The following is a 12250-nucleotide window of genomic DNA, read 5'->3' on the forward strand; positions in this document are numbered from 1 at the left end:
AGTTCAAAGTACGATCATGACCCACGTGGGAGCGCAATGTACACCTACAGGAAGATGACGAAGACGACCGGTCGGGGCGCCGGCATGATGGCCGACGCCGCCGTGGACATCGCGACGGGCGATATGCCCGAGCCCGGAGGCGGCTGGGAGAACCTGGCCAAGGAGCTTGGAACCAAGCCGGTGCACCGGTTGAAGGCGCGGAAGTTGAAGAAGTACCCCGAGGCGGGGCTCTTCGGCGCGCACCTGGCGGACTTCGACCCGAAATTCATGTTCCTGCAGTGGTACTCGGCCGTTCTCGACGGCGTCCCGTTCCAGACCTGCCATGTAGAGGTCGCCGGGAACCAGACGCGGTTGATCATGAGCACGCTCCCCACGCCTCTGCCCGGCCTGGTTCGCTGCGCCCACTTCGAGACCCACGAGATGAAGGGGATCCCCAGCCCCTGGTTCGCCGAGTGGCACGACTACGCCATGGTCCACGGGCGGAAGTACGAACCGCCGGAGAGGGAGTCCAAGGCCCCCAAGGTGCTGCAGACCATGGGGAAGAGCCTGGAGGGCAAGGTGAAGCGATTCCTCGAGCCGGTAAAACCGAACGCCGACTACGGGCCCACGGTCTTCACCGACGCCCCGGAGTTCGCAGAGCGCCTAGTGGCCGCGGACGGCGCCGACCGGATCCTGTTCGAGCGCGACTGGTTCGTCCACAGGGGCCTGTTCGTCACCGACTTGGGAAGGAAGTTCACCCGCAGCCCGGGCACGACCCAGATGGCGGAGACCGCCGCCGAGCGCGTCCGCGAGCACTTCGATCTCGGAAGGTTCATTTCCGGGATCGCGGGCTGAATGTCAAACGGCCCGCGTCATCCGCCCAGTGAGACGGGCGTCCCTTCGCTCATCTCGCCGCCGACCTCGACCTGCGCGTACACTCCGGCGCAAGGTTCGGGGTCCATTCCGTCCAGCGGCTCGACCCGGTTCTCCCGGGCCGGCGAGCGCAGCGCACCGGTGTTCCGTCCCAATCCGCCGTGGTCGAGGGTCGGCACCGAGCAGCGCGGCGTCCGTGCGATGACGCGCAGGCGGACGTCGCCTATCACGATCCTGCGGCCCGCCCAGGAGTTCTCTCCGTACGGCTCCAGGTCTCCCTGGATGACGAGATTGGGGCGGTATCGGATGACGTCCGCTTCGTTCAGTCCCGCTTCGGCTTTCAGGTGGTCGAGCGTCGCCGAGGTGAACAGGTGGAGCGGCGCGAAGTCGAAGAAGGTGCCGGCCGGCGCGGCCGCCCCGAGATGGGACACCAGAGCGTCGACCTTCGCGGTGACGCCCTGGGCCAGAACCTCGTCCGGGTCGGCGCGGTCGATGGTCGCCTCTGAAGGGGGCGTGCGAATGACGGCGACGTCGCGGCCGAGGTGGTCGGAGAGGAGTCTTTCGGAGCCGGGGTCGTCGAGGCGAAACTTGGCGCCGTCGGGGAGTTCGACGAATACCACGCCGTCCTCGTCGCGGGCCCGGATCAGCAGGGCCTCCCGCCAGAGGCGGGGTTGCTTGGCGCTGACGACCTTTCCCGTCTCGCGGTCCAGCAGCGCCAGGCGGCGGTCGCCCTGGACGCCGGACTCGTCGACGCGCGCCGTTCGCACTCGTTCGCCGAGGAGGGACTTGACCGGGTAGCGGCGCAGTTGGGATATATAGCCGACGTCGTTCATACCCTGATTCTAGTGCCGCGAAGCCGGCCCCGAGCCCATCCTCGCCGACCTGCGTCCGACTCTTGATCGCCCGCTGTCTCCGCAGCGCGCCCTTGCCGCTGTGACCGTCCAAAATAGTCTATTTAGGACTTCACTGGTCATTCTCCCAATTGCCGCGGCGAAGCCCACGTGTCGCGATCGGACCGCACAGTGCTGATCGCCTGAGGTGCACAGGGAGCGACGACCGCGCCTGTCGTGGCCCGGGTCGCCTCCCCCGAATGGGAGGGGACCCGGGCCTTCAACCTCTGCCGCCAGGGCGCGGGATCGGCATGCCCCCGGAACCCGAACGGTCGTCGTTCACCGCCACGCACTGGGCACCTGAAGCAGGTCGGTCCCTACGCCGAACGGCCGGTCACCCATTTTCTCGATCGGGCACCGCCAGTTCGGCCTCCGCCAGCTCTTCCCGTCCGGCCACCGCGTTGATCTCGGTGATGAGACCTCCGTCGAAGACGAGCCTCCACACGGCCAACAGCTTGCCGCGCGGCGCCACGACCACGCCGACCTCGCCGTCCAAGAACACCGGACGCGCAGGATCGGCCTGACCGGAGAGCAGCTCCGCGAGGTTCCTGGCGCCGCTGACCTCCCCGACGCCGCCGATGCGGAAGGCCGTCTCGTCCGGACGATACGTCGCGTTCGGGTCCAACAATGACAGCAGCGCTTCGAACTCGCCGTCTCTCGCCGCCCGCAGGAACGCGTCCACAGCCTGGTAGCGCTTCATGCGATCGCCGTCGTCCACACTCGTTCGCCCCCGCACCCGCCGCCGGGCCCGGCTTGCGAGCCTCTGTGTGGTCTCCGGGGTGCGCTCCACGATAGGTGCGATCTCGGTGAAGGGCACCGAGAACATGTCGTGCAGCACGAAGGCCAGCCGCTCGGCCGGGGACAGAGCGTCCAAGACCACCAGGAGGGCCAGGCCAACCGAGTCGGCCAACAGCGCCTCCTCTTCGGGGTCGGCGCGGCGGAGCAGTCGCACCGCCGGTTCGGAACCCTGGCCGTCGGTGAAGTCCTCCCGCCTCGACTTGCGGGACCGCAGCATGTCCAGGCACACGCGGCCTATCACCGTCGTCAGCCACCCGGCCGGGTTCTCCACGTTTCCAGTGTCAGCCCGGGAGGCCTTCAACCAGGCCTCCTGCACGGCGTCGTCGGCTTCGCTCAGGGAGCCCAGCATCCGGTAGGCCACCGCTCGCATGCGGCCCCGGTGCTCTTCGAATCGCGTGGTGAAATCTTTTTCTTCGGCCATCTGTCTGGTTCCTCCGTCGCCGTCCGTCATAGAAGTGAAAGCTCGAACCCAACACGGAACACGGAGATATTTAACCATGGAACCTCGTATGAAGCACCCGGCCTTCGTCCTGCCCGAGACCCAGAGCGCCGTCAACGGTCTGGTCAAGGTCATCAACTCCACCGACGTGCCGGAGAGCACGCTCGAGCTGGTCCACATGCGCGCCAGCCAGATCAACGGATGCGCCGCATGCGTCGACTTCGGCGTCCAGAAGGCGAAGAAGAACGGCGAGTCCGACGAGCGGCTCCACTCCGTCGCGGTCTGGCGCGAGTCGCCGCTGTTCACCGAGGCCGAACGCGCCGCCCTGGCGCTCACCGAGTCCGCCACCCGGATCGCCGACCGGCCCGATTCCGTCTCCGACGAAGTCTGGGACGCGGCCGCCGGCAATTTCAACGAGGAGCAGCTGTCCGCGATCCTCTTGATGATCGGAATGACCAATCTGGCCAATCGGCTCAACGTCCCCATCCGACTGCCCGCAGGTCAAGCCCTGTGACGCCATAGAGGTCTTCGTTCGGTGGTGCGGACGGCTCGGCCTCCGCACCGCCGAACGGTTCAACCGCGGTCGCTCTTGTCGACCGCTGCTGATCCGAACTCATGCCGTCGGTGATCACACACCACGTCAACGCCCCGTATCGAAAGGAACATCTCGTGAACCTCGCTCTATGGATAGTCACCGGACTGCTGGCCACGGTGCTTCTGGTCAGCACCTCCAAAATGTTCGTGCCCAGGGAGACGATCGCCTCCAAGGGGAAGGCCGCGGAATGGGTCATGGACTTCAGCCCCAGGTCCCTCAGGATCATCGGCGCTCTCGAACTGCTGGCCGTCGGGGGTCTGATCCTGCCGGCCGTACTCGACATCGCGCCGGTGCTGGTCCCCGTTACCGCCTCATGCGTTGCCCTGCTGTTCGCCTGCGCGGCGGCCATGCGCTTCCGTCGTGGCGAGAGGGGAACCATGGCGCCCGATCTGATCTACATGGCAATGGCCGTCTTCGTCGCCTGGGGCCGATTCGGCCCCGAATCGTTCATCGGCTGATCAGGAGGAAGGAACCGAGGCCGTTTCGGACGGCTCGACCATGTTCATCACTCCTGGCACTGCGCACCTCGGGTTTCGGTGTCTCGGAGACACGTGGCTCAGGGGAGACCTTCGGGATGCGGCCTAGCTCGAAGTTCCGAGGGGTTCGGTACGCTGACGGGAGCAAGACACGCCCGATCCCCCGAAAGGCAGTTGCGCATGGCGAAGAAGTTCAAGCCCCCGTTCGGCGACGACGATCGTAGGGAACTCGTGGCCCGTGCTGCAAAGACCGGAAGCGACTTGTGCGACGCGCGTTCCATAGTCATTGTCATTGGGATCGCCGTCCTAGTGTTCGCCCTGTTCGGCGGTAGAGGGGCCGGGGCGTTCACGCTGTTCGTCATCATCCTCATCGGTGCGGGACTCATGGAGGGGCTCGGGCGGATCCTGCAGATCCAAGCGGTGCGCCTGGAGAAGGATCTGGGACCGTCGGAAACTCCAGAGGCAGAGTAAGGGCACCGGCCTCGATATAAGGCGCCCAGTCGACTGCGGGAGACCGCAGCCGGAGGTCCCGCCCGAAAGCCGTGTTCACAAGTTACATCCGGAGCTCACATTGGGAGCCCACATGAGATCTCCGAAGCACGCATCAGACCATCCCACCCTAGAACAGGAGGGATTCTGCCCATGGAGAGAGCGCACCAGCACCAGCACCAGCACCAGCACCAGCACCAGCACCAGCACCAGCACCAGCACCAGCACCAGCACCAGCACCAGCACCAGCACCAGCACCAGCACCAGCAAGGTACTACCTCCGGCCGGAAGCGAACCATTCATTCCGGAAGGCATTGTGTGACTGGCCTGGCTCTTTACACGAGCCAGTTCAATCCGATCACCCGGGCGATCGGCCCCTCTGCCGTCCGGTTCGCGACTCCCTTGCAGCCGACCGGCGAACGATCCTTTGCCTTCGCGGTCGTCCTGTGGCGCCGGTAACGTCAATGTCTGCTCGTCCGCCCCCGAATCTGCCTCTACCACTCGCGGTCGGCTCGTCCCTGAGCCCACGAGCAGCACCGGTGCCCTCCGAGCCACCGATCTCCGGCCCACCGATTTCGGCACGAATATTCCCGGAACTACTGTCCTTACAACCGAAGTCCTTACAACCGCCTTTTCCTGGATCGGACTCCACGAAACCACTGTGCCCAGGTTGGCCGTGCTCATGCTCATGCTCATGCTCATGCTCATGCTCATGCTCATGCTCATGCTCATGCTCATGCTCATGCTCATGCTCATGCTCAATAACAGGCTGCTCTGCCTTGCGTCGGCTAATGCGCTCACGCAGAACCCGCAACTCGCGGTCACTGCGGCGGCGTTCGGTCTCCTCAATCGCCAAAGCGATCTCCGAACGCAGGCTCGGTGCGATCTCTTCCGGCAGAAGGTCGACCGGAAGCGCATCATACTCGCGAATCGTCTCCTCGGCCTTCAGCCTGATCGGAGTACGGTGCTTTCTGCGCCGCCGAGCCGGAGGATCGACCCAGCGCTTCGCATGGAGATCGTGACCGGTCGCCGCCTGCCGGATTCGGAATCGGCCGGGACCGGTCTTCGCGATCTCCCACCGGCCGGTATGTATCCGGCCATGGTGGAAGCGGCACAACAGGGCGGAGTTCGCGGAGTCCGTGGGACCGCCGTCGATCCAGTGCCGAATATGGTGGCACTCCAGCCATTCAACCGGGATAGTACATCCAGGCCAGGCACATCCGCTCGGTTGCTCGAGCTCCAGTTTCGTTCTCAAAGCTTCGTTGGGCAGCCGTCTCCTACGACCCAATTCCACGACTTCGCCCGTCCCATAGTCGAATACGACCGGAAGAACAGCCGCTTCGCAGGCCAGGCGGCGAGCATGGGACAGAGCGATCGGCTTCCCCTCAAGCCGTATCGGCCGATCGTACTTCTGGCTGCTCTCGGGACCGCCCATCCGCATCGTCGCAAGATCCGCCGTCAAGTTCAACTGCGCGGTGTGCCCGTGACGGCGCTTGGCATCCGACTTGGACGCGTACGACGCTATGGCCTGGTGCAGCGCTTCGGCATTGCGGTAGGCTTGTGCCGGCAGCACGCGGTCGGCGTCCACGTCATCCTGGCGGGGAGGAGCTATCGCGGTGCGGAACAGCTTGCCCATGAGGGTGCCCGTCTCCCAGTCCAAACGGCCCTCCAGATAGAACATGTCCCCCTCGGCGGGGTTGAGATTCACGTACTGCAGTGCCTTCTGCGACTGGTTCTCGGCCGCGGCAAGCTCATCGACCAACGTGGTCTTGACATGGCGCAGATGATCGGACAGTTCGGCGACGCCCGCATATCTGCAGTGTTCGAGGATCAACTCTTCAGGGGTCTCACAGGCCTGATCGCCATCGTAGGGAGAAATGACCGGCCCCTCGCGGAACGGGGCGCGGATACGATGCCGCAGTGCGTTGCCGCCGGACTCGATCGTGGTGATGGCCCGTGCCACCGCGCAAATCCCAGCCTCGCCCTCCACTGCGGCCTTCACCAACAGCGGATACTTGGGGGCTCGGGTAACGATCGTGGCAATGTTGTGCGCGACTGCGGGGTGGAGATCGAAGCCCGCCAACCATTCACGCAAGGCGCGGATTCCGTCGTTCATCACCGGGACGTCCTTCCGCGACGCGGTCAGGACTATTTTCAACGCCTGCACCTCCAGCAATCGCTGCGAGCGTGCATTGCGCTTCAGCTGGAGGGTCACGTCGTCGACTGCGCGCCGTTGTGCCGCCTCCATGCGGGGCGCCCCGGACCCAACGACCGTGGGGCGCGGCGAATCCGTGCCCGAACGCTCGTCACAGGGAGATCCTCCGTCCCTATGAATCACGTTGTGAGCCAATCTCTTCACCCCCTTTCCAACAGCATGCACTCATTCGATATGCCTACATCTTAGAACGCTCCACTGACATAATGGAACCGTCATTTCGACGTATATGATGGATTATTCGGTCATTTAGCCGACAGAACTACAAGTACTCATTTAACTTTTGGAATACAAGATGTATTTCCTGGTGACTAATGCCATCATCGTTGCCGGGAACACCCGAATTGTCGAATTAAATCCCTCCGCGAAAGGCTGCGCCGCAAACCCAGCGGGATCTCATCGATACCCTTGTCGCTGATTCGAACAAGCCCCATCGGGAAGTCGCACCCGAATTCAAATTGGATAGACCACACGGGTCGGCAGAATACGCTCTCGCACAACGCTATAGGCCAGGTTCCCACGATCCAGGTCCCGGTCGAGAGCTCTCTTCGATCCTCGACCGCCCATACGCCTACCATGGCCGCATGCACCTCTCCCCCTTGCAGAAATACCTCCTCGTTCCGTTGACCGCCATAGCCGTGGTCGCAGCGTTCACCATCCCGCACCTCCTAAATCAGGACGAGGTGGAGACCTGGTCGGTCGCCGCGAAGGAGATCCGGCTCCGCGCTGAGGTGTCCGACGCGTTCCAGGACCACCGGCCGGATTTCGCCTGGAAAGTGCGCCCCGATCTCGATGCGGCCAGCCATGAGGCACAGTTCGACGCGCCGGACCTGGGAGGACAGGTGACGCTCCGCTGGCAGGACGGCATCGAGCCGACGGGCCTCGACATCACGGTCAGCGAGAACGCCTATCGAATGAGGCATGACATTGAGTTCCGCTATGACGTCCTACCCGAAACCATGACTACCGTGTGCGCCTACCTCGAATTTCCAACTCCGTTCGCCGGTGAGCGCCAGACCGGGGAACTATGCGCACAGCAGGTGTACGGCCACGACCGCAAGACCGGCGGCGAGTACATCAACGCCGTCCGTCAGGTGAACTGGACGCCGAACGTTCAGGACAGAGTCGACGTCGACAGCATAGGCCTCACCGGTCTCGCCGATGATCCGGACGGCCGGACCTGGTCGCACCTGCGCTCTCCGATGTTCCAGGCAGCCCGTTCCGGAGACTGCGACAGTCTGTCCTACATGCCGCTCACGCTCCACCGGCTCGCCCCGGCCTGGACGAGTCCCAAAATCCCCTTCTACGTCAACCGCTGCGCTCCCGTGGACTGGGTGTCCGGTGGACCCGAGCGCAATGAGAAGGGAGTGGAATTGACTGGTCCGATCTCGCCTCAGGACACCTGGCTCATGCTCGGAAAGGACTACTACTACACGGGCACTGACGTCATGTCCCTCTCATGGCAGAACTCGGCGACGCTCGGCGTCGTACTGTGCAAGGCCCCAGGCGATTTCAAGTGCGTCGACGAACGGTCCTGAACATGGCCGATCCCGGTCCCCTACCGTCTGCCTTCCGCACGTGAAGTTCCTCTTCTTCAGGACGCGACTTCAGAACACGGTCGCGGCCGGTGACGCACTATGGATCAATGACGACTCCACCCGATGCCGAACTCTCCATTGACTCGCTCAGCTCCGATGAGGACGCCGAAGCCTTCCGATCCATCAACGAAGAGTGGATAACGAAGTTCTTCACGCTGATCGAAGCGGACCGAAAGCTACTCGACGACCCCCGCGGGCGCGTCATCGCCCACGGCGGAGACGTCCTGATGGCCCGTCTCGGCGGAGCCACCGTCGGCTGTGTCGCGCTGATCCCCTACCCGAGCGGCGTTTTCGAACTGTCGAAGATGGGCGTGAGCCCCGTCGCTCAGGGACGGGGCATCGGTCGGGACCTGGTCGCCGCCGCTGTGCGGAGAGCACGCGAGCTGGGCGCCGTCCGAGTCTTTCTCGGGACGAACTCCGCCTTGGCTCCGGCCGTGCACCTCTACGAGGAAGCGGGGTTCACCCGCGTCAGCCGTGACGCGCTCCCGGTCGAGGACTACTACGCTCGTGCCGATGTGCTGATGGAGCTCCGATTGAAATGACACTGGCAGCGGGGTCGCGAGCGCGTCCTCGCACTCGTCACCCCGCTACCTTCGGCGTTCTAGTCCCAGCTCCCGGTTTTCAGCGCCCAGCTCCCGGCGCTCTACGCCCGAGTCCCGAATCCCAGTTGCCAGTTGCCAGTTGCCAGTCACCAGTCACCAGTCACCAGTCACCAGTCACCAGTCACCAGTCACCGACTCTCAACGCCCGAGTCCCGGTACGCTACACCCGACACCCGACACCCGACCATCAAAACCCGACTCCTTGCCGCCGCGGTCGCAAGCGTCCGCGCTCCTTCAATCGGCCATGGCGGGATGCGCCCTGTGCATCTGCACGCTCAGACCCGCCATGACCGCCAAAGCCATGAGCAGGGCGGCGAACACCGCCACGGCCCCGCTCAACCCCATCGCGTCGCTGAGGAATCCAACAACGAGCGAGAGCACTCCGGCCACGGAATAGGCGCTGATATTCAACGCCGCGTTGGCCTCCGCCAACCTCGCTCCGGGCACGTCCCGGTTCATCAACGCCAGTCCGCCGAGCATGCCCGGCCCGTACGCCGTTCCGGCCAGGATCGCCGCCAGGACGAACAGGACCACGGTCTGAGCCTGGACGGCGGCCGCCACGACTCCCATGCATGCCACGGTGCTCGACGCAGAGATGAGCAACAGGACCCGCACCCGGACCTGCTTCAGCGTCAACTGTGCGACGGTGGCGGCCGTGAAGGCGATGACCGCGATGGCTCCGCCCACGATCCGGTTGTCCGTTCCCAGGACCTCGGCCAGCAGCGAGGGCTCCAGCGACAGCACGAATGACGTCGTCGTCAGTCCGGGTCCGACGACGGCCACGGCGAGCAGCAGGCTGCGCCTTGCGTTGGCCGGGACCCGGGGCACGCGTACCCATTTCGTCTCCGTGCTTCCACCCTGGTTTCGCAGAGGGAGCGCGATCAACACGGCCATCGCGGTGGCGAGGAGTCCCGCTTCGATGACGAACACTCCGGTCGTCGGCCCCGGGAGGGTCTCGGAGACGACTCCTCCCATGAGCGGCCCCAGACCGGTGCCCACGGCGATTCCGATGGCGCCGACGAGGGCCCCGAGCCTTTTCCGGGAGGGCCCGGCGATGTCCGTGACGGCTGCGGCGCCGGCGGAGACCACGGCCCCGCTGGCGATTCCCGCCAGGATCCGCGCGACGATCAGGGCCGTCACCGAGTGGGCGAAGGCGAAGGCCGCGTCGGCGACCAGTGCCAGTATCAATGCCGGCACCAGTACTTTCTTGCGCCCCAGCCGATCGGACGCGATGCCCGAGACGAGGAGCGACAGTGCCATGCCCAGCATGTAGGCGACGAAGACGGCGGTGAGCGTCCCGTCGGTGAAGCCCAGTTCTGCCTGCCAGACGGTGTAGAGGGGCGTGGCGGCGTTGGCGAGCATGAAGACGGCGGCGATGGGCCATGCGGCGGCCCAGATCCATGCGGTGGGGGCTGTCGCCGGGGGATTCTCGGCGACGGCGGGGGAGACGGCCATGGAAGGACCTCTCTAGTTCGAAAAAATTCGCAATGCTTCGACTGTCGAACACTAGCACGTTGTACGAATTTTTTCGAACTGGTGGCCGCCTCGGACTCGTCGGTCCACCTCCCCCGTCGGGCAATCTCCCCCATCGGGCAGCCTCCCGTATCGGACCAACTATCCGGGATGGCCGGGCGGCGTCCCGGTGTCCACACCCACCGGCAGCGTGGCGGCGTACCCGCCGTAGGGATCTCCGTTGACCGCCGCCATCTGGTGCGCCGCGCCGTCGTCCCGGAAGACCATGTCCGTCTCCAGCGAGACGTACGGGAAGGTCCACGCGGACCTCTCATAGCCGGGCTGCCGGTAGACTGTCCGGCAGACGTCTTCCGGGAGGGCCATCTGCGACGTGGCGATGACGTTGTCGACGTCGACGATCGAGGCGGCGTCGGGGAAGACCTCGAAGTGGACATGGGGCCAGCGCCCCGGGTAGCAGCCGGGGAAGACGGCCGTGAAGGCCACGGTCCCGTCGGCGTCGGCGATCTGGACTCCGCGCAGGTAGGTCTCGTGCTCGAGGCCCCTCGTGTACATGGAGTACCCGCCGTCCTTGTCGCACATCCAGATGTAGACCGCTGCTCCCTCGAACCGGGCGTTCCCCGCGGCCATGTCGTAGACGGTCATCTCGATCGTCATGGGCACGCCCCGGGCGACTCCGCCGCCTTGGACGCTGGACCGGACGTCACTTCGCACGACACCGCTTCGTTCGAGAATGTCTGGGCCGTTCGACCCGTCGCCGGGATAGGGCCCGGCCATCTCCTCGGGTATCTCCTCGGGCACCCGCGTGCCCGGCGGGCTCGCCGACGGCGAGGCGGCGGCGCCGGTGCCGTGGACGGCGAGACCTGCGGCGGCGACGGCCCCCGCGCCGGCGAGGCCGAGCATTCTCCGGCGGCTCACCAGGGTCTTGAGGCCGAAGGACAGTCCCTGGTCGAACAGGTTCTCATCGGGCCGGTGGTAGGCGCGGCCCTCATAAGCAGGCGTATCGCGATCGGTCATCGCGTTTTCTCCCCTCTCAGGCAGTCCCCCTCATGGTGCGAGCGGTTCCTATGCGCCCGCCATGAATACAGTGAGAATTATCTATGTAAACCGCGGATTCGCCGCCCCTGCGAACGCCTAGTACGATTATTTTCGAACTGAGGACCCATCGAGAAGAGGCCCGACCATGGCACCCCGAGACGGCATCCTGCCCGAGCCCTCCCGAGAGGAGATGCGCCTGGAGAAGGTGCTGGGCGCCCTGAGCGACCCGCTCCGGCTCAGCATCGTGCGCGCCTACCACCTGGACGCCGGAGGCGAGGAGAAGCCGTGCGGCTGGTTCGCCGTCGACCGGCCGAAGTCCACCCGTTCGCACCACTTCAAAGTGCTGCGCGAGGCCGGTGTCATCCGGCAGCGCCAGATCGGGCTGGAGCGGCGCAACAGCGTCCGGGTCGAGGACCTCGACGCCCGCTTCCCGGGCCTGCTGGGCCTCGTCGAGGAGTGGGAGCCCTCCGAGCCCGTCTAGGAGGGGTGCCGGTCTAGGCTGGACGTTGGCCAACCGGGGAGCCCTCCGAGCCGGTCTAGGAGTCGTACAGCGCGCGAGCGCCGGACTCGGCGAAAGCGGGAGCCTCCTGCTCCCGACCGCCCGCAGTGCGGTTCGGCCAGGGCCTGGGACGGAGCGGTCCGATTCAGTCCTCACCGGCGGAGACGGAGAAAGCCCTTCCCGGCGGAACCGTCGCGCCGCGACGCCTTCTTCGCCAAGGTGGCTTTCGACCGAACGACACGCCGCTCGCCGGATTCCGGTCGATCGACGGATGCCGTCCCAGTCGTCT

The 12250-nt window shown here is 65.3% G+C and carries 13 protein-coding genes; 7 read left to right on the forward strand and 6 right to left on the reverse strand.

The features are described 5' to 3' along the window. Nucleotides 1-36 precede the first annotated feature (36 nt). Nucleotides 37-834 (forward strand): hypothetical protein, encoded by a 798-nt coding sequence (locus ACFTE1_RS18230; protein WP_380623748.1) that lies wholly within the window; start codon nt 37-39, stop codon nt 832-834. Nucleotides 835-851: 17 nt separating this feature from the next. Here ACFTE1_RS18230 and ACFTE1_RS18235 read toward each other — a convergent pair whose 3' ends face one another. Together ACFTE1_RS18235 and ACFTE1_RS18240 are read right to left on the reverse strand one after the other, a co-directional pair. Continuing rightward, complete coding sequence (locus tag ACFTE1_RS18235) at nt 852-1685, reverse strand: MOSC domain-containing protein (protein WP_380623746.1); 834 nt, start codon at nt 1683-1685, stop codon at nt 852-854. A gap of 391 nt (nt 1686-2076) precedes the next feature. After that, on the reverse strand, nt 2077-2961 hold the full coding sequence (locus ACFTE1_RS18240) for a sigma-70 family RNA polymerase sigma factor (protein ID WP_380623744.1): 885 nt from the start codon (nt 2959-2961) through the stop codon (nt 2077-2079). Between the two features lie 76 nt (nt 2962-3037). Between ACFTE1_RS18240 and ACFTE1_RS18245 the strand changes: the two genes are divergently transcribed. The 3 genes from ACFTE1_RS18245 (at nt 3038) to ACFTE1_RS18255 (ending at nt 4521) form a co-directional block, all read left to right on the forward strand. Further along, nucleotides 3038-3493: a carboxymuconolactone decarboxylase family protein gene (locus tag ACFTE1_RS18245; RefSeq protein ID WP_380623742.1), complete on the forward strand. Its 456-nt coding sequence runs from the start codon at nt 3038-3040 to the stop codon at nt 3491-3493. Nucleotides 3494-3648: 155 nt separating this feature from the next. Next, the gene (locus ACFTE1_RS18250; protein ID WP_380623740.1) at nt 3649-4032 is read left to right on the forward strand and encodes a DoxX family protein; all 384 of its coding nucleotides are present in this window, start codon (nt 3649-3651) and stop codon (nt 4030-4032) included. A gap of 198 nt (nt 4033-4230) precedes the next feature. Beyond that, a complete protein-coding gene (locus ACFTE1_RS18255) occupies nt 4231-4521 on the forward strand; it encodes a hypothetical protein (protein ID WP_380623738.1) in 291 nt (96 codons plus the stop codon). A 75-nt stretch (nt 4522-4596) separates the two neighbouring features. Here ACFTE1_RS18255 and ACFTE1_RS18260 read toward each other — a convergent pair whose 3' ends face one another. Both ACFTE1_RS18260 and ACFTE1_RS18265 read right to left on the reverse strand, forming a co-directional pair. After that, on the reverse strand, nt 4597-4809 hold the full coding sequence (locus tag ACFTE1_RS18260) for a hypothetical protein (RefSeq protein ID WP_380623736.1): 213 nt from the start codon (nt 4807-4809) through the stop codon (nt 4597-4599). Between the two features lie 88 nt (nt 4810-4897). Beyond that, nucleotides 4898-6754 carry an HNH endonuclease signature motif containing protein gene (locus ACFTE1_RS18265; protein WP_380623734.1) on the reverse strand — a complete coding sequence of 619 codons (1857 nt, stop codon included), beginning with the start codon at nt 6752-6754 and terminating at the stop codon, nt 4898-4900. A 584-nt stretch (nt 6755-7338) separates the two neighbouring features. Between ACFTE1_RS18265 and ACFTE1_RS18270 the strand changes: the two genes are divergently transcribed. Then, the gene (locus tag ACFTE1_RS18270) at nt 7339-8292 is read left to right on the forward strand and encodes a hypothetical protein (RefSeq protein WP_380623732.1); all 954 of its coding nucleotides are present in this window, start codon (nt 7339-7341) and stop codon (nt 8290-8292) included. Nucleotides 8293-8399: 107 nt separating this feature from the next. Beyond that, nucleotides 8400-8894: a GNAT family N-acetyltransferase gene (locus tag ACFTE1_RS18275; RefSeq protein WP_380623729.1), complete on the forward strand. Its 495-nt coding sequence runs from the start codon at nt 8400-8402 to the stop codon at nt 8892-8894. Between the two features lie 294 nt (nt 8895-9188). On the opposite strand, the gene ACFTE1_RS18280 is transcribed toward ACFTE1_RS18275, so the two are convergent. Beyond that, on the reverse strand, nt 9189-10409 hold the full coding sequence (locus tag ACFTE1_RS18280; protein ID WP_380623727.1) for an MFS transporter: 1221 nt from the start codon (nt 10407-10409) through the stop codon (nt 9189-9191). Nucleotides 10410-10568: 159 nt separating this feature from the next. Then, on the reverse strand, nt 10569-11441 hold the full coding sequence (locus ACFTE1_RS18285; RefSeq protein WP_380623725.1) for a dioxygenase family protein: 873 nt from the start codon (nt 11439-11441) through the stop codon (nt 10569-10571). A 166-nt stretch (nt 11442-11607) separates the two neighbouring features. Here ACFTE1_RS18285 and ACFTE1_RS18290 point away from each other — a divergent pair, with 166 nt between their 5' ends. Continuing rightward, nucleotides 11608-11943: an ArsR/SmtB family transcription factor gene (locus tag ACFTE1_RS18290; protein WP_380623723.1), complete on the forward strand. Its 336-nt coding sequence runs from the start codon at nt 11608-11610 to the stop codon at nt 11941-11943. The last annotated feature ends 307 nt before the right edge of the window (nt 11944-12250 follow it).

Source organism: Salininema proteolyticum, assembly GCF_042685645.1.
In the GTDB taxonomy this organism is placed as follows: domain Bacteria; phylum Actinomycetota; class Actinomycetes; order Mycobacteriales; family Micromonosporaceae; genus Salininema; species Salininema proteolyticum.